Raw genomic sequence first — 19,386 nt, 5'->3', positions numbered from 1 at the left:
ATACTTCTTGCATCATACTTAACATTGTTGTCATGACAGACCTCACCGTCTGTTTTGAATAAATAAAACGAATTCTAGGAGGAACTATTCAATGAGTGTAAAAGTTGGAATTAACGGTTTTGGACGTATTGGACGCCTTGCTTTCCGCCGTATTCAAAATGTAGAAGGTATCGAAGTGGTAGCAATCAACGACTTGACTGACGCTAAGATGCTTGCTCATTTGCTTAAATATGATACAACTCAAGGTAAATTCCAAGGTGATGTTGAAGTGCATGATGGCTTCTTCAAAGTCAATGGTAAAGAAGTTAAGGTTCTTGCTAACCGCAACCCTGAAGAATTGCCATGGGGCGACCTAGGCGTTGATATCGTACTTGAGTGCACAGGTTTCTTCACAACTAAAGAAGCAGCTGAAAAACACTTGAAAGGTGGAGCTAAGAAAGTAGTTATCTCCGCTCCAGCTACTGGCGACATGAAAACTGTCGTTTACAACGTTAACGATGACATTCTTGATGGTACTGAGACTGTTATTTCCGGCGCATCTTGCACAACTAACTGCCTAGCTCCTATGGCAAAAGTACTGAACGACAAGTTCGGTATCGTTGAAGGCTTGATGACTACAATTCATGCTTACACTGGCGACCAAAACACTTTGGATGCTCCACATGCTAAAGGTGACTTCAGACGCGCTCGTGCAGCAGCTGAGAACATCATTCCTAACACTACTGGTGCTGCTAAAGCAATCGGTCTGGTTATTCCAGAACTTAAAGGTAAATTGGATGGTGCAGCTCAACGTGTTCCAGTTGCAACTGGTTCCCTGACTGAGCTTGTAACTGTTCTTGATAAGAGCGTTACTGTTGAAGAAATCAACGCAGCAATGAAAGCAGCTTCCGATCCAGACACTTATGGTTACACTGAAGATGAAATCGTATCTTCCGACATCAAAGGTATGACTTTCGGATCCCTGTTCGATGCTACACAAACTAAAGTATTGACTGTTGGCGACAAACAACTGGTTAAAACTGTTGCTTGGTATGACAATGAAATGTCCTACACTGCACAATTGGTTCGTACTTTGGAGAAATTCGCTAAAATCGCTAAGTAATTGACTTGATATAAGCAACATCTATAGAGCGGAAACAGAAATTCCTTGTTTCCGCTCTTTCTAAATGTATTTCTTGTTTCCTGCTAGAAACAATTTTGGGTGTGGAGGAATTAATCATGAACAAAAAAAGCGTCCGTGATGTAGAAGTAAAGGGTAAGCGCGTATTTGTACGCGTGGATTTCAACGTACCTGTAGAAGACGGTAAAATTACTGATGATACTCGTATTCGCGAAACACTTCCAACCATTAAATATTTGATCGAGAACGGTGCAAAGATCATTCTTGCGAGTCATATGGGTCGTCCTAAAGGCGAATTCGTAGATTCCATGCGTTTGACTACTGCTGCTGAACGTCTGTCCGAGCTTCTTGGCAAACCAGTAGCTAAAGCTGACGAAGCAATTGGCGAAGCTGTAAAAGCAAAAATCGCTGAGCTAGGCGAAGGCGACGTACTTGTACTTGAGAATGTTCGTTTCTACCCAGGTGAAGAGAAAAACGATCCTGAACTGGCTAAACAATTCGCTGAATTGGCTGATTTGTTTGTTAATGATGCGTTTGGTGCGGCTCACCGTGCACATGCATCGACAGAAGGTATCGCTCATTTCCTACCAGCTGTATCCGGTCTTTTGATGGAGAAAGAATTGTCTGTTCTTGGTAAAGCTCTTTCTAACCCAGAACGTCCTTTCACTGCGATCATCGGTGGTTCGAAAGTTAAAGACAAGATTGATGTTATTGATAACTTGTTGTCTTTGGCTGATAACGTCCTGATCGGCGGTGGGTTGTCTTATACATTCACTAAAGCACAAGGCTTTGAAATCGGTAAATCACTAGTAGACAACGACAAACTTGACGTTGCTCTTGGATTCATCGAAAAAGCAAAAGCACTTGGTAAAAACTTCATGCTTCCTGTTGATGTTGTTGTTGCTGATAAATTTGGTGCTGACGCTAACACTAAGATCGTTGATTACAATGAAATCCCAGAAGGTTGGGAAGGACTTGATATCGGACCTAAGACTCGTGAACTTTATGCCGATATTATCAAGAACTCCAAGCTGGTTGTCTGGAATGGACCTATGGGCGTATTCGAAATCGATAAATTCGCTGAAGGTACACTTGCAGTAGCAAAAGCTTGTGCAACTACTGAAGGTTACACTGTTATTGGTGGCGGAGATTCCGCAGCAGCAGCAGAGAAATTCCACCTGGCTGATCAAATGGATCATATCTCCACTGGTGGCGGTGCATCCCTTGAGTTCATGGAAGGCAAGGCGCTTCCTGGCGTAGAAGCACTGAACGATAAGTAAGACCTAAGAAGGAGGCAACATAAGTCATGAGAACACCTATTATTGCAGGTAACTGGAAAATGTTCAAAACAGTTCCTGAAGCAGAAAGCTTTATTGCTGAAATTAAAGGCAAAGCAGAAGTAGAAGGCGTTGAGACTGTAATCTGCGCTCCATTTACTAACCTGCCTGCACTTGTAGCAGCTGCAAAAGGTACTAACATCAAGATTGGTGCACAAAACCTACACTTTGAAGATAACGGTGCTTACACAGGCGAGATCAGTGGTGTAATGCTAAGTGATCTTGGTGTGGACTATGTTATCATTGGCCACTCTGAGCGTCGTGCTTATTTTGGCGAAACGGATGAAATCGTGAATAAGAAAATGCATGCTGCATTCCGTCACGGAATTACTCCTATCGTATGTGTTGGCGAAAAGCTCGAAGAGCGTGAAGCTGATCAAACTAAAGCAGTATGTAAAGTACAAACTGAAGCTGCATTCCAAGGTCTTAGTGCCGAGCAAGCAGCAAAAGTTGTTATTGCATACGAACCTATCTGGGCTATTGGCACAGGTAAATCTTCCACTTCCCAAGATGCTAACGAAGTTATTGCTTACATCCGCAGTCTTGTAAAAGATCTGTATGATGCAGCAACAGCTGAAGCTGTTCGTATTCAATACGGCGGCAGCGTGAAGCCTGAGAATGTAACTGAGTACATGGGCCAAAGCGACATCGATGGTGCGCTTGTTGGCGGTGCCAGCTTACAACCGGATTCCTTCGTTCAATTGGTTGAGGGGGCGAAGTAAGATGTCAGCTCCAAAACCCGTAGCTTTGATCATCATGGATGGTTTTGGTTTGCGTGGAACGACAGAAGGTAATGCCGTTGCTCAAGCCAACAAACCTAACTATGACCGTTACCTGAAACAATATCCTAACACTACACTCACTGCTTGCGGTGAAGCTGTAGGCCTTCCGGCAGGCCAAATGGGCAACTCCGAAGTAGGGCATTTGAATATTGGTGCAGGCCGGATCGTTTATCAGGATTTGACTCGTATTGATAAATCGATCCGCGAGGGCGAGTTCTTCGATAACGAAACCCTGGTTAGCGCAGTTAGAAATGCTAAGAACACTGGCAAAAAGCTTCACCTTTACGCGCTTGTATCCGACGGAGGGGTACATAGCCATATTAACCACTTGTTTGCTATGCTTGACCTGGCTAAAAAAGAAGATATGCATGAAGTGTATATCCATGCTTTTATGGACGGTCGTGACGTAGCTCCTGATAGTGGGAAGAAGTTTGTCCAAGATCTAGTAGCTAAAATCGAAGAGGTTGGCGTGGGTACAATTGCAACGGTGTCCGGACGTTATTACGCAATGGATCGTGATAAACGTTGGGAACGTGTAGAGAAAGCCTACCGTGCTATGGTTTATGGTGAAGGCCCTAAATACACGGATGCTGTGCAAGCCATCACTTCATCTTATGAAAACTCGGTATTTGATGAATTTGTTGAACCTAGTGTAATTGTAGACAGTGAAGGCAAACCTGTAACGGCAGTAGAGAGCGGCGATTCCGTCGTGTTCCTCAACTTCCGTCCTGACCGTGCTATTCAATTGTCACAAGTGTTCACGAATCAAGATTTCCGCGGTTTCGACCGTGGACCTTTGTTCCCGCAAAACCTGCACTTCGTATGCCTAACTACTTTCAGCGAAACGGTACAAGGTTATGTAGCCTATTCACCGAAAAACCTGGATAACACATTGGGTGAAGTGCTTGTTCAACAAAACAAGAAGCAACTGCGCATCGCGGAAACTGAGAAATATCCGCATGTAACCTTCTTCTTCAGCGGTGGACGTGACGAGGAGCTTCCTGGTGAAACCCGGATCTTAATCAACTCTCCTAAAGTAGCAACCTATGATCTTCAACCTGAGATGAGCGCATACGAAGTGGCTGCAGCCTGCGTAGCGGAAATCGAAGCGGAAAGACAGGATGCTATCATTCTTAACTTTGCCAATCCTGATATGGTTGGACACTCCGGCATGCTGGAACCAACAATCAAGGCTGTAGAAGTGACGGATGAGTGTGTAGGTAAAGTAGTGGATGCGGTTGTTGCCAAAGGTGGCGTTGCCATTATTATCGCTGACCATGGTAATGCAGATATGGTATTTGACGAGAACGGTCGCCCGTTCACAGCTCATACAACCAATCCTGTTCCGTTCATCGTGACTACTGAGAATGTTGTATTGCGTGAATCCGGTATTCTTGCAGACGTAGCACCAACAATCCTAGATTTGATGGGACTTCCGCAACCTGCGGAAATGACCGGACAATCCATGATTGCTAGCCGTAAGTAAGGTAAGGTATAACGCCTTTGATTTTAAGCTATACAAGTAAGACCAAAACAATGTTAAAAGGAGATTAACTTACATGACTATTATTTCTGATGTATATGCTCGCGAAGTCCTTGACTCCCGTGGTAACCCTACTGTAGAGGTTGACGTTTATCTGGAATCCGGTGCTAAAGGCCGCGCTATCGTTCCTTCCGGCGCTTCCACTGGTGCTCACGAAGCTGTAGAACTTCGTGATGGCGACAAATCCCGTTACATGGGTAAAGGCGTTCTGAAAGCTGTTGAGAACGTAAATGAAATCATCGCTCCAGAAGTTATCGGTATGGACGCTCTTGACCAAGTGGGCATCGACAAATTGATGATTACTTTGGACGGAACTCCTAACAAAGGTAAATTGGGCGCTAACGCAATCCTAGCTGTATCCATGGCAGTAGCTCGTGCAGCTGCAGCAGCTTTGGATATTCCTTTGTACGTATACCTGGGCGGATTCAACGCTAAAACTCTTCCAGTACCAATGATGAATATCATCAATGGTGGTGAGCATGCGGACAACAACATCGACGTTCAAGAGTTCATGGTTCTTCCTGTAGGAGCTCCAAGCTTCAAAGAAGCTCTTCGCACAGGTGCTGAAATCTTCCACAACTTGAAATCCGTACTTCAATCCAAAGGCCTGAACACAGCTGTAGGTGACGAAGGTGGTTTCGCACCGAACCTTGGTTCGAATGAAGAAGCAATCACTACAATCATCGAAGCTATTGAAAAAGCTGGTTACAAACCAGGTGTTGACGTATTCTTGGGTATGGACGTTGCTTCCACTGAGTTCTACAAAGACGGTAAATACACCCTTGCTGGCGAAGGTAAATCTTACACTTCCGCTGAGTATGTTGACCTTCTTGCTTCATGGGTTGAAAAATATCCTATCATCACAATCGAAGACGGTATGTCCGAAGACGACTGGGATGGCTGGAAATTGCTTACTGAAAAATTGGGCGACAAAGTCCAATTGGTTGGTGACGACTTGTTCGTAACTAACACTGAGCGTCTTGCAACAGGTATCGAAAAAGGTATCGGTAACTCCATCTTGGTTAAGGTTAACCAAATTGGTACATTGACTGAAACTTTTGATGCTATTGAAATGGCTAAACGTGCTGGTTACACAGCAGTTATCTCCCACCGTTCCGGTGAATCCGAAGATAGCACAATCGCTGATATCGCTGTTGCGACTAATGCTGGTCAAATCAAAACAGGTGCTCCTTCCCGTACAGACCGTGTTGCTAAATACAACCAATTGCTTCGCATCGAAGATGAGTTGGGTGAATTGGCTCAATACAACGGCCTGAAATCCTTCTACAACCTTAAAAGATAATCTGCTTTTATAGCAGACTTCGAAGACCCGCCGTTATGGCGGGTCTTTTTTATGATTTGAAGAAGATAGACTTTAATAGGTTTATCCTTATCTTGCAAGAAAAGCTACGACTTAACAGTCTAAGCTGTTGTATTACCGACAGCGCTATGATAAAATAAGAATACTGTTTATGTATCGTGATAACCTAAATTACCATAGATAGTGATGCTTAGGCGTAGGAGGTGGAAGTGAATGGATATCTTTTTGAAAGTTGTGCTCCTGATTTTTTCCGTCGGTCTTATTGCGGTCGTTCTTCTGCAAAAGGGGAAAAGCGCGGGTCTTTCCGGTGCCATCTCTGGCGGTGCTGAGCATCTCTTTGGTAAAACAAAAGCTCGTGGTATGGAGCTCGTACTACAACGTGTAACTGTTGGACTTGCTGCTGGTTTCTTCATCATGGCGATTCTAGCTGCTATTCTAATCGACTAAAGATCTACCGTAAGCCCTCGCTCTGTTCTAAATGGAATAGAGCGGAGGCTTTTTTGTTATATTAAAAGGAGTTAAAAAGCACCTAAGGGTGCTTTTCTTTTCATATTCGCAAAGAAAAAGGCTGGATCGATAGGAAGTAAATCTGAGGTTGGCATGGATGTATTTCAGCAGTTAAAGGAAATTTTGTACTGTGTTAACCTTTGGATGACAGTAACAGGGATGCGCAGGATTGATTTCGTGTATACTAGGGTATGAAGTAGTAAAGGTAAAATTTACTTGGCATTACTGCAGGGCAGGACAAGATATACATATTTGCCAGCGGCTTGAAGCCGCGGAGGGCTGGGGTGACGAACATGATAACACAAGAAATATTACTCGATTTCATGCGGGAAACTGCATATAAACCAATGACTTATGAAGAGCTGGTGAGTCATTTTGCTCTAGAGGATAGTGAAGGGTTTAAAAAGTTCGAGGAGCTGCTGATTGAATTAGAGCAGGATGGAAGAATTGTATTGACCCGTACTGCACGTTATGGCGTGCCAGAACGGATGGATTTGCTGCGTGGACGTTTACAAGCACATGCGAAGGGTTTTGCTTTTTTAATCCCGGATGATCGTGATCATCCTGACGTATATATCCATGCAAATGATCTTAAGGGAGCTATGAATGGCGATATCGTTCTGATTCGTATTACCTCTAAAAGTCCGTCCGGCGGACGTATGGAAGGCGAAGTAGTACGTATTGTAAAACGTGGCGTGTTGCAGACGGTAGGTGTATTTCAGAACCTGGAGACCTATGGTTTTGTGCTGCCTGATGATAAGCGGATTAATCGTGATATTTTTATTCCGAAGCAATCCTTTAAAGGTGCTGTTGATGGTCAAAAGGTCGTTGTGCGTATTGTGAGTTATCCGGAAGGCCGAGCAGCGGCAGAGGGTGAAATTATTGAGATTCTCGGACATAAGGATGATCCGGGTGTTGATATTCTTTCCATTATCCGCAAACATCAATTGCCTGAGGCATTTCCAGCTGAAGTGATGGATGAAGCCGATAGTGCTCCTGATTCAATTACAGAAGAGGAGATTGCGGAGCAAGGAAGACGCGACCTGCGCGTACTGAACATTGTTACGATTGATGGCGAAGATGCTAAGGATTTGGATGATGCGGTAAACGTACAGCGCTTGGAGAATGGACATTACAAGCTGGGCGTCCATATAGCAGACGTAGGTTATTATGTGCGTGAAGGCTCTGAGCTGGATAAAGAAGCCTATGACCGCGGTTGTAGTGTGTATTTGGTAGACCGGGTTATTCCGATGTTGCCGCACCGTCTATCGAACGGGATTTGCAGCTTGAATCCACAGGTAGACCGGTTAACAATGTCCTGTGAAATGGAATTTAACGAGCAAATGAAGGTTGTGAAGCACGATGTCTTTACGAGCGTGATTCGCACCAAAGAGAGAATGACTTACTCCAATGTTCGTAAAATTCTCGAAGATGAAGATCCAGAGCTGCTGGAACGTTATAGTCCACTAATTGATGATTTCCGCCTCATGAAAGAATTGGCGATGAAGCTGCGCGATGCGCGGATGCGCCGGGGTGCGGTTGATTTTGATTTTGAAGAGAGCAAAATCATCGTGGATGAGAACGGCAAGGCTGTAGATATCGTGAAGCGTGAACGTTCTGTAGCTGAACAGATTATCGAGGAGTTCATGCTGGCGGCAAATGAAACAGTAGCTGAACATTTCCACTGGTTGAAGGTTCCGTTCCTTTACCGGATTCACGAAGATCCAGACCCAGAGAAGCTGCAAAATTTCATGGCTTTTGCGGCCAATTTCGGATATCACGTCAAGGGTCGTGGCAATTCGGTTCATCCACGTGCTTTGCAGGATCTGTTGGAGCAAATCCAAGGCACAAAGGAACAGACGGTCATCAGTACGATGATGCTGCGTTCCATGAAGCAGGCAAAGTATGATGCGGAGAGCACGGGCCATTTCGGACTGGCTGCGGAATACTATTCTCACTTTACTTCTCCAATTCGCCGGTACCCCGATCTGGTCATTCACCGCGTAATGCGTGAAGTGATTGAGAATGGAGGGGCACTGACCCAGAAACGGCATGATTATTTGTCTAGCCGGATGCCTGACATTGCTCAGCAGTCCTCGGAACGCGAGCGTGTGGCGGTAGAAGCTGAACGCGATACGGAGCAACTGAAGAAAGCAGAATACATGCAGGATAAAGTAGGCGAGGAATTCGAGGCTATGGTCAGCAGTGTGACCAGCTTCGGAATGTTCATCGAGCTGGATAATACCGTCGAAGGTCTTATTCGTCTCAGTGCAATGAGCGACGATTATTATCACTTCGACGAAGGTCATATGGCGCTTATTGGCGAGCGCACATCGCGTGTGTTCCGCATTGGTGACGAGGTGAAGATCCGAGTCGCCAAAGTAAATATGGATGACCACACGATCGATTTCGAGTTGGTCGACATGAAGCCACGCGCGCCAGGCGAGCACCGCGGCGGTGGTTTTGCAGGCGGCCGCGGAGGCAAGGGCGGCCGTTCGGGCGGCGGCTTCATTAAGCCGGCCGGGGGCAAAGGCGCCGCGGGCAAGGGACGCGGCGGTAAAGGCAAGCCCGGCGGCGCTGCTGCAGGCGCGGGCAAGGGCAAGCCGGGCGCAGCTGTGCGCGCCGGTGAAGGGCCGCGCGAAGCGGCCGGTGTTGGCGCAGCGGGCGGACGCGGTAAGCGGAAGCGCGGGCGCGAGGCCGGCGAGGATGCGAGCCGGGTAGTTGCTGCGCCGGGCGCAGAGCGCGGAGGCGAAGCCGGCGGCAACGCAGGCGCGCCGCGTGAGCGCAGCGGCGGGCGAGGCCGCGGCGGAGACACCGGCGGTGCCGGTGGTGGACGCGGCATCAGCTTCGGCTTTGGCTCAGGCAAAGGCGGATACGGCGCTCCTGCGTCCGACTCCTCCGGCGGCGAAGCGCGGGGCGTGGACGGCAGCACGAAGTTCCGCAGCCGCGAGGATCGCGGGGGAACTTTGGCGGTGGAGAAGGCCGTAACGGTGCTCCTACAGGCAAAGGCCGCCGCAAAAAGAAAACCAAAGGCGGCGTGTTCATCGGCCAGTCCGTGACACCAGGCAACGTAGAGACTTCTGAGCAAGTCACTTCTAAACGGAGTGACAATAATGGCGGCGCTCCAGAAGGAGCACCACGTAAGCGTAAAAAGAAATAAATGACGGTTATGCGTTGCGTAACTCTATAACGATACTAAGCACCGTCCCTCTTGGGGGCGGTGCTTTTTAACTCATAACAGGCTTGGTTAATTGCATTATGTGCAGTTAAATTTGGGTTATGTAGTAAAAGTGGTAGTTAGTTGCATTTTGTACATCTAAATCTGATGAGTTACCTCTAATTGGTCTGATTTCGCTTTTTTAGCTGCAGAAAGTGCAACTAATTAGTTTTTTGGCGGTGATAAGGCTTAAATAGTTGCACGAAATACATTTATATATAGAAAAACGTAGGTGATAGCAAGTGAATAGGTAGAGGATAGGATAGGTAGAGGATAGGCACAGTATAGGTAAAAGCGGCACTATTTGAATAGGCGTCGAATAGATGTATATCCAAGTAGGGGGAAGCGGATAATTGAGAACAAATATGTAATAAGTAATTAGGGTAGATGGATATAGATATGTGGAAATTAGTGGATAACTATCTGTTAATTAAGGCGCACAAGTAAAAGGGTAACCTCGCTATTTTCCAAAAAAGTCCAGATCAACTCAAATTAATGTTTTTTGTAACAAATGCTAGATATTGGGTAATGTTACTGACAACTATATGACAAATTAGGTGAGGTATATTTGGTTGAAGGTTCCTTGCGCTCACTTGATTCCATTTGTTACAATATAGATCAGACGTTCGATGGCTGTGTCGTTTAAGATTAGACAGACATGGTTACTTTAACTTATGAATATGATTCAAGGAGTGATTCTCATGGGTAAAAAAGCAGACGGGAAAGTACTCGCCCAGAACAAGAAAGCTTCCCATGATTATTTTATCGAGGATACTTATGAAGCTGGCTTGGTGCTGACGGGTACAGAGATCAAGTCGCTGCGTAATGGCCGCGCTAATATTGGAGATGCTTTTGCTACGATTCGCAATGGTGAGATTCATATTCACAACATGCATATCAGCCCTTTTGAACAAGGTAACCGTGCCAATCCTACTGATCCCACACGCACACGTAAATTGTTAATGCATAAGGAGCAAATTCATAAACTGCTGGGCTTGTCCAAGCGAGATGGATTTACGATTGTGCCACTTAAGATTTATGTGCGGAATGGCTATGCGAAGCTGCTGATTGGTCTTGGTAAAGGTAAAAAAGAGTATGACAAACGTGACTCGGCTGCCAAGCGAGATGCTCAACGTGATATCCAGCGTGTACTGCGTGATAAGCAAAAGATCGCCAGATAATCTGGGAGAACTAGACGATTCAAAGGAGTTCCAGTTTCAACCTTCAATTCCTTTAACCCACGTGTTAAAGTGTTGATAAATGTGCTATACTGAGTAAGTAAGTTAGTTATTGCTTCGTTACAGTTTTCTTGAATAAGAAGCTGTAGATTGGATCTCTCTTGCTTGGAAGATCCGCTTGATCCGAAGCGCCCTTTTAATGAGGGGCCGTTCTTGGATTCGACGGGGATAGTTCGAGCATGAGTAGCGAGTAGTGGGGACGCGTCCGCTTCATCAACGCTAAAGCCTATTAAACGGCAAACAACAAAACAACTACGCTTTCGCAGCCTAAGAAACTGTGTGCGTGCTTCTACTCTGCATCGCCCATGTGACAGGGATAGGGGCTAACAAATAGTGGGATACGCTGTCTCATCTCCGCCTGCGGTGAGCTGAAGAAGACAATCAGGCTGACCCAACGTATAGCCGGTTACGGGGCGATACTCGGGTGACATCAAAACTGTGACTACACTCGTAGAAGCTTATGTGCCGTTATCTTCGGACAGGGGTTCGACTCCCCTCGGCTCCATATGGAGTTTTAGAAAAAGCGACCTTTAGGGGTCGCTTTTTTGTATCCTCATAATTAAAGTTAGGCAATGCTTTTTAATGATTTCAGCCAATTCCTCAAATGTGTACTTGTGGTTTATCATGTCTACTATGAGGTCTCGGAATGTTTGGTATGCATATTTTTAAACTGCAAAAGATTTTTCTACCACCACGAATACCGTCCGCATGAGGATGGTTCCCATACTATTGTTAACGATACCCTTTTGCAAAGTTTCTTTGTTATAATTATTATAATAATCTCTTCATTGGCTGGTGATTATGAATGAGTGAAAAATTTTGGTTAGTAGTACAGTATCCTCTAAAAAGTGAAAAAGGAAGCCAACGTGATAACTGGTTAAGAGATAAAGTAATGGAATACCTGGACATATCTCTAATAGATGCTAACTTAGGTTGTGTTGATGGCTTTGATATGGGCAAATGCATTTCCGACCCAAAAAAATATGCTCTTAATATATTTTGTATCATTACGGAAGAAGAACGTAGTATAGCCTTGGTAAAGAGAGTTTTAAGAGATAGCAGGCTTGATTATACTCGTATAAAAATTGCTACAATGCCCTATGGAAAAGAAGAAACATATAGTCTTAAATTTTCCTATAAAAAGGGTGTTACCGATTTTTCGCTATAGCACAGTTTTGAGTTTAGAATTACAACTACACCGTAAAACAATTTTCTGGCGGGAGTCATGAATTTTGTGACATCAAAGCTCTGACTACACTCGTAGAAGCTTATGTGCCGTTATCTTCGGACAGGGGTTTGACTTCCCTCGGCTCCATAAGAGGAACCCGCTGAGATAGCGGTTTTTTTGCTGTTTAGTGATTGAATTGTAGACCGAATGCAGACAAGGAATTATGGGGAACTAAAAGTATTTATTCTTGTAGACATGTTGTCTACATCTAAAATTAGATCATTCACTTTGAAGTTAATATTTAGTGGCACATTTTCCGAAACTACATCTATAAGAGCTCGAACTGATATAAGATTAGATTATGGCATTAAGCACTCAAAAGCAAAAATATTCGGGGGAATTACTATTATGAGTTTCACTATTGATTATGTTAAAAATAAAAACAGAATTATTGTAACATCGGACGGTATGGAAGTTGAGGATGCCTTTGCGTACGCAGAACAATTTCCGAAGATACTGAAGAAAACTAAGCGAGGGTTTACAGGTATGACTGTAATCACTGGTGGTCTGGTATTTAAGCAAGAGGTGATGGCAATTCTTGCTCCAACTGGTGAAGATGCTGTGAAAGCTGGAATGTCCACAAAACACAAATGGGTGTATGTTGCGCCTACGGCGTTCTACAAAACGCAAATGAATCGTATGTTTAAAGATATTGCAAACTTGTACGAATCGATAGAAGAAGCTGAAGCGTATCTTGATTCCGCAGGGAATTAGCAACTTCTAAAAATTAAAAGGATCCAGCCATCATCTGTAGCGCCAAAGGTACTTTCTGCGTATTGAAGAAGCACTGTGAAAAACCGATATATTCAGGATTAACTTATATAAATGGATCACTATACTAAGGAGTTATTCCTATGACCAGTCTCCTTAATCAGAATGACTTATCAAATATTGGTTAGAATGCTTCTAGGATGACATCAAAACTGTAAGTAGACTCGTAGAAGCTTATGTGTCATTATCTTCGAACAGGGGTTCGACTCCCCTCGGCTCCATTTGAAAGACCCGCTGATTGATATTATCCCCTTCAAGTAGACACTCAAAAAAACCTTCATGTTATCATGTAGGCTTGAGTGCCACTTGGAGGGGATATTTTTTATGGCTAAAAAAGGTCAAACATTTCAGAAGTATACAGAGGAATTCAAATTAAAGGCGGTCAGAGCGTATTAAGAGGGTTCATCGAGCTATAAGGAGGTAGCTGAACGAGAAGGGATACGTAACTGTTCTCAACTGATTGAACACACATGAGGCCAGTTTTTTCGTTCTCTAAAGTATACCTAAATAGGATGAATAATAACTGGTTAAATTTACAAATTTGTCATGTGACAATAGTGATGACAGCAGTAACTATTCTCTCAAATGCTGGAATTATATAATGGATAGATTACATAGACAAGATAGGCTTCGTAAGGCTATTGTCTATAAATTTTTATTTTGTATTATTTATTTATAATGTAATTATATTACATAAAGTATTATATTGATATTTATATGAAATGGGGAGAAACATTGAGAGAAAGAATTCTAACTCTATTCATGACGATTGCTATTCTATTCACGACAATCACACCCGGGTTGGTACCGAGTGCTGAAGCAGCAGGAGGCACAGTTACAAAGACCTATACAGCAACTGCTGATACGATGCAATTAAATGGTCAAGCGGAATATAACGGAATCTATGATAATGACGGAGATGGTTATCTATATGTCGGCATGAGCAATAATGACGGCTTCGTCAATGTGCGCAATAGAATGGCCGCATCTTTCAATTTAGGTGCTCCAGAAGGGACCATTGTATCAGCAGAGCTGGTTGTGACGGTTGCTACTGTATTAAGAGTCCCGAATCACACGCTGTACATGGAGGCAAGGGGCTCTGCTGCGAATAGTTTGGACCATAATTTTAATGGTACCTTCCCCTTCGTAGATGTGAATAGCCCTTTTTCAGATAAATTTACGGCGAAAAGCACTGCGGAAGTGCCGATGGGCACTTATCTTCAGGATCAATCGATTACTTTCAATGTTAAGAGTGCTGTCGATGCCTTTACGGGTGGTTCTGATCGCACAGTAACTTTTACACTTAACGGCAATGAAGCAGATGCAGACAGCGGGAGATTTTTATTGTATTCCTTAGAAGCTTCGAATGCTGCATTTCGCCCGAAGCTAGTCGTTACTTATGAGACCGGACCGACGAATACCCCGCCTACGGGCTCTTTCAAAATTGCGGAGGGAACAGCGACAAGCGCCAGCACAGTCAATCTATCCGTAACAGGTTCAGATCCTGATGCAGGTGATAGTGTTACCCATATGAGATTTGCGAATAGCGTTGCTAATTTATCGGCGGCATCTTGGTTGCCTTTCAGCAATACAGCAACATTCAGTCTAAGTGGAGGGGATGGGGCGAAGAACATCTATATGCAGGTGAGAGATTCCAACAATGCGATATCTGCCAGTTCTTCTCAGATCATTCTATTGGATCAGACAGCACCAACAGGTGCACTGATTATTAATGATGGTGCTGCATGGACGAAATCAGAGATGGTCACTTTAAAAGGAACCTATACGGATGGAAGCGGCTCAGGAGTTGAGCAGGTGCGTCTCTCCAATGTTAATGGGACTTGGCAGACCAGCTGGTTCAGTATCGCTGATCTGAACGGGAGGTCATGGGTCCTTCCGGCTGGACAGGGAGTCAAAAACGTATATGTACAATATAAAGATAGAGTTGGTAATTCGAGCAACTCAACTATTAGTAGTACAATTACAGTAGATACAATAGCTCCTGTTATTACAAATGTAGTGAATAACATAGTATATAATAGCAAAGTTAATCCTCTATTTTATGAAGGCAGCGGATTGCTTAATGGGAGTCCCTATACCAGTGGTACAGACATCACCCAGGATGGAACGTATACACTGATCGTCACCGATCAAGCAGGCAATAGTGCGACGGTGGTTTTCAAGGTTGATACGATAGCACCTACCGTAACGGGAATAGCGAATGGTGTAATATACAACACAATCAAAACGATTACCTTTAACAAAGGAACCGCGACTTTAAACGGAGCTGCTTTTGTTAGTGGTGCACAGGTTTCACAAGATGGTGTGTATACCCTGATTGTAACGGATACAGCAGGCAATGTAACAACGATTAACTTTGAGATAGACACAACAGCACCTAAAATTAAAGGGGTAAGCGAGGGCGGGGTTTATAAGTCGGTAACTCCCAGTTTTAATGAAGGAACAGCGCAGCTGAATGGAACTGCTTATATGAGCGGTACAAGGATTGATCAGGATGGTGTGTATACGCTGGTTGTAACCGATACAGTAGGTAATGTAACAACGGTTAACTTTGAGATCGAAAATGTGGCGCCAATTGTTACGGGAGTAATGGAGGGCGGAATTTATATATCGGTAGTTCCTAGTTTTAATGAAGGGACAGCGCAATTGAATGGAACTGCTTATACAAGCGGTACAAAGATTGATCAGGATGGTGTGTATACGCTGGTTGTAACCGATGCAGCAGGCAACGTCACGATGGTGAAATTCATCATTGACAGAACCGCTCCAACCGTCACCGGCGTTGTTTACGGGGTGAGCTACAACACCGACAGAACGATCACTTTTAACGAAGGTACGGCAACGTTGAACGGAGATCCATTCGCAAGTGGCGAGACCGTTTCCGCTGAAGGCGACTATACACTCATTGTGACCGATGCGGTGGGCAACGTTACGACAGTCAGCTTTACGATCCACAAAACCGGCCCAACCGTTACTGGGGTTGTTTACGGATCGAGTTATAATACCGACAGAATGATCACGTTTAACACGGGAATCGCAACGTTGAACGGCGATTCCTTTGCTAGCGGATCTGAAGTCAGTGCCGAGGGCGACTACACACTCATCGTAACGGACGCGATGGGCAACGTCACAACCATTGCATTCACGATCGATAAAACAGTCCCGATCATTAGCGGTGTGACCGACGGCTCTATCTATAACACGAATCAATCGATTACGTTCAATGAAGGTACGGCGACCTTGAACGGAGATCCATTTGCAAGTGGCGCAACCATTTTCGCCGAAGGTGACTATACGCTTGTGGTGACGGATGAGGCGGGTAACGTTACGACGGCCAACTTCATCATTGACAGAACCGCTCCAACCGTCACCGGCGTTGTTTACGGGGTGAGCTACAACACCGACAGAACGATCACTTTTAACGAAGGTACGGCAACGTTGAACGGAGATCCATTCGCAAGTGGCGAGACCGTTTCCGCTGAAGGCGACTATACACTCATTGTGACCGATGCGGTGGGCAACGTTACGACAGTCAGCTTTACGATCCACAAAACCGGCTGGGGTTGTTTACCTTGAACGGAGATCCATTTGCAAGTGGCCAACCGTTACTGGGGTTGTTTACGGATCGAGTTATAACAACACCGACAGAACGATCACTTTTAACGAAGGTACGGCAACGTTGAACGGAGATCCATTCGCAGAATGACTATACACTCATTGTTTAACGTTACGACAGTCAGCTTTACGATCCACAAAACCGGCCCAACCGTTATCGCAACATTGAACGGCGATTCCTTTGCTAGCGGATCTGAAGTCAGTGCCGAGGGCGACTACACACTCATCGTAACGGACGCGATGGGCAACGTTACAACCATTGCATTCACGATCGATAAAACGGTCCCGATCATTAGCGGTGTGACCGACGGCTCTATCTATAACACGAATCAATCGATTACGTTCAATGAAGGTACGGCGACCTTGAACGGAGATCCATTCGCAAGTGGCGCAACGGTTTTTGCCGAAGGTGACTATACGCTTGTGGTGACGGATGAGGCGGGTAACGTCACAATGATTTCTTTCACAATTGATCGAACAAACCCGATTATAACCGGTCTAACTGTAGGAATAAGCAACTACACCAGTCCGTTGACGATTGGATTTAATGAAGGTACCGCTACATTAAACGGTCAGCCCTTCACAACCGGAACGAGAGTTATATCTTCTGGCAACTACACGCTAGTCGTCATCGATGAAGCAGGAAATCAGACGATTGCCACGTTTACGCTGAATATCTCGACTCCTGAATCCGGTTCAGGTTCAAGCTCAGACCCAAGTACAAGCTCAAGTACAAGCCCAATTCCAAGCTTAGGGCTAGAGATCGAGATCAATGGAGTTAAACAGAAGGATTTAGCCAAAGAAACAACTGCTGTTATGAACGGAAAGAAAGTGACAACGGTAACCATCGACGAGAAGAAATTATCGCGTTACCTCGATTCCTTACCCGATAAGCCAGTCATTAACATACCGGTCCATAATGATTCAGATCGTGTTCTTCTGCTCTTAAACGGTCAGCTTATCACAACACTGAATGACCGAAACGCAGTTATTCTAATTCAAACGGAGCTTGGTTCCTATCTTCTAGCTGCCAACCGGATCGATTGGAGTCTTGTCACGAAGCGTTTCGGTTCGGAGGATGCACTGCGAAACATGGTGATTCAAGTCGAGATTACCAATGTACCAGAAAGCGATATCGTGCAACTTGCTAATAGTATAGGGAAGGCAAGACTCTTGTCGCCGCCGATTGATTTCAACATCACAGCAGCACATGGCGGTAAGACGATTGAGCTCAACAAGTTTCTTAGCTATGTCGAGCGGACGATTGTCATTCCCAATTCAGCAGATGATCACAATAAAAATATAACGGGGATTACGATGACGAAGGATGGAAACATCGTGCCGGTACCTACCCGAATGATGAGGGAGAACGGCAAGACCTTTGCTGTCATTTATAGCCTGACAAATAGCGTCTATGCCGTTATAGAGAATGACAAAACCTTTGCGGATATTCAGAATCATTGGGCGAAGTATGATATCGAACAAGTAGCGTCCAAGCTGATCGTCCAAGGTGTCACTGAATCGAGCTTTCAACCGAACAAGCAAATTACCCGAGCTGAGTTCACGGCGATGTTGGTCCGGGCTCTCGGATTACACACGGTTGATCAGCCTACTAGCTTTACTGACGTCAACAGCGGGCAATGGTATTACGAAACGGTCTCCATTGCGGAAGGCTACGGGTTAGTTACGGCAAGTAACAACAGCCAGTACACTCCCAACGAGAAGCTAAGCCGAGAAGAAGCAATGGTGTTGCTGGGGAAAGCCATGAAGCTTGCTGGGATGGATACAGCGATTTCCGATAGCGAAGCCGCTCAACAGCTTAGCACATTCAAAGACCATCATTTGCTCGACTTGTCTGCAAGAGCGGCAGCTGCACTTAACGTTAAATACGGAATTATCATAGGCAATCAAGGACAGCTTACGCCGAACAATGTCATTACACGTGCCGAAGCTACCGTCATTTTACAACGCTTGCTCGAAGCGGCCAAACTGAGTTCGTAACAGCAAGAACCTTCAACCACAAGCTAAGTGGTTGAAGGTTCTTTTTTGTGTATATTTAGAGGAACTCGTCATGCATTACCTCGTGATCACCCATTACAAACTCCTGCTCAGCCGTTATTTGCCCCTTCTAGATTTGATCGTACTTGCGAAGTTTGTAATTAACCGCTTCGAACGCTTCGTCTAGGTCTTGTTGTCGTTGCAACTCTTTTTTATGCTACTCAAGGATCGCCTTTCTTTATAGGAGAGTTTGTTTTCCTTGAATGGCTAAATCAGTGTAATAAAGATGCTTCCAAAGGCAAAGTTACGGATATGTCTACCGCAAGCTCTTATGCAGTGAATCTAATTAAAGATGAAGCAGAAGCTAGTATTATCAATGGGAAGAAGAATGGCGTATTTGATCCGCTGGGCAATGCCACACGCGCATCGATACGCTGACCAAGGAATGATCTTAAACTATGCTACCTCGCCGAACATCCGAATCATCACACGGCGGCGAATTGTGGATTTGTACAGCCATGGCTCGGCTCCATATGGAGTACTATTGAAGACACCATGAAAGGTGTCTTTTTTCATATTTTCAGAATATGATCTGGACTATGCGTGGCGGTTCAAAAAAATGAGTATCTTGCTAGATCCAGTATCTTTCGTATGTGGAATTAAAGATTGCAGTGAAGAAGGTGTGAAG

Annotated in this window: 13 protein-coding genes and 1 other RNA gene; all 14 read left to right on the top strand. The window is 44.8% G+C overall.

Annotated elements, in window-relative coordinates; all coding sequences use genetic code 11:
* Positions 1–91: 91 nt before the first annotated feature.
* Positions 92–1,102: a type I glyceraldehyde-3-phosphate dehydrogenase gene (gene gap / locus MHH63_RS23225; protein ID WP_036687120.1), complete on the top strand. Its 1,011-nt coding sequence runs from the start codon at positions 92–94 to the stop codon at positions 1,100–1,102.
* A gap of 116 nt (positions 1,103–1,218) precedes the next feature.
* Entirely contained in the window at positions 1,219–2,400 is a 1,182-nt protein-coding gene (locus MHH63_RS23220; RefSeq protein ID WP_036687122.1) for a phosphoglycerate kinase, read from the top strand.
* A gap of 26 nt (positions 2,401–2,426) precedes the next feature.
* Positions 2,427–3,179 carry a triose-phosphate isomerase gene (gene tpiA / locus MHH63_RS23215; RefSeq protein WP_036687124.1) on the top strand — a complete coding sequence of 251 codons (753 nt, stop codon included), beginning with the start codon at positions 2,427–2,429 and terminating at the stop codon, positions 3,177–3,179.
* Between the two features lies 1 nt (position 3,180).
* Positions 3,181–4,725 carry a 2,3-bisphosphoglycerate-independent phosphoglycerate mutase gene (gene gpmI, locus MHH63_RS23210; protein WP_076303371.1) on the top strand — a complete coding sequence of 515 codons (1,545 nt, stop codon included), beginning with the start codon at positions 3,181–3,183 and terminating at the stop codon, positions 4,723–4,725.
* Between the two features lie 73 nt (positions 4,726–4,798).
* Positions 4,799–6,085, top strand: coding sequence for a phosphopyruvate hydratase (eno, locus tag MHH63_RS23205; RefSeq protein WP_036687130.1), 1,287 nt, complete (start codon positions 4,799–4,801; stop codon positions 6,083–6,085).
* A gap of 231 nt (positions 6,086–6,316) precedes the next feature.
* Entirely contained in the window at positions 6,317–6,550 is a 234-nt protein-coding gene (gene secG / locus MHH63_RS23200) for a preprotein translocase subunit SecG (RefSeq protein ID WP_076126868.1), read from the top strand.
* A 353-nt stretch (positions 6,551–6,903) separates the two neighbouring features.
* Positions 6,904–9,669, top strand: coding sequence for a ribonuclease R (gene rnr, locus MHH63_RS23195; RefSeq protein ID WP_341172250.1), 2,766 nt, complete (start codon positions 6,904–6,906; stop codon positions 9,667–9,669).
* Between the two features lie 859 nt (positions 9,670–10,528).
* Positions 10,529–11,008: an SsrA-binding protein SmpB gene (gene smpB / locus MHH63_RS23190; RefSeq protein WP_341172155.1), complete on the top strand. Its 480-nt coding sequence runs from the start codon at positions 10,529–10,531 to the stop codon at positions 11,006–11,008.
* Positions 11,009–11,208: 200 nt separating this feature from the next.
* Positions 11,209–11,573, top strand: a transfer-messenger RNA (tmRNA) gene (gene ssrA, locus MHH63_RS23185).
* Positions 11,574–11,870: 297 nt separating this feature from the next.
* A complete protein-coding gene (locus MHH63_RS23180; RefSeq protein ID WP_076126889.1) occupies positions 11,871–12,233 on the top strand; it encodes a hypothetical protein in 363 nt (120 codons plus the stop codon).
* A gap of 408 nt (positions 12,234–12,641) precedes the next feature.
* Entirely contained in the window at positions 12,642–13,007 is a 366-nt protein-coding gene (locus MHH63_RS23175; RefSeq protein WP_076126891.1) for a hypothetical protein, read from the top strand.
* A gap of 819 nt (positions 13,008–13,826) precedes the next feature.
* Complete coding sequence (locus MHH63_RS23170) at positions 13,827–16,661, top strand: hypothetical protein (protein ID WP_341172154.1); 2,835 nt, start codon at positions 13,827–13,829, stop codon at positions 16,659–16,661.
* Between the two features lie 126 nt (positions 16,662–16,787).
* Positions 16,788–18,701 carry an S-layer homology domain-containing protein gene (locus tag MHH63_RS23165; protein WP_341172153.1) on the top strand — a complete coding sequence of 638 codons (1,914 nt, stop codon included), beginning with the start codon at positions 16,788–16,790 and terminating at the stop codon, positions 18,699–18,701.
* 349 nt (positions 18,702–19,050) lie between these two features.
* On the top strand, positions 19,051–19,257 hold the full coding sequence (locus MHH63_RS23160; RefSeq protein WP_175620007.1) for a hypothetical protein: 207 nt from the start codon (positions 19,051–19,053) through the stop codon (positions 19,255–19,257).
* The last annotated feature ends 129 nt before the right edge of the window (positions 19,258–19,386 follow it).

The sequence above is a fragment of the Paenibacillus sp. FSL H3-0310 genome (assembly GCF_038002785.1).
Lineage (GTDB): Bacteria > Bacillota > Bacilli > Paenibacillales > Paenibacillaceae > Paenibacillus_AQ > Paenibacillus_AQ odorifer.
Note: the sequence above shows the minus strand (reverse complement) of the source record. Positions and strands in the feature narration are given on the sequence as shown.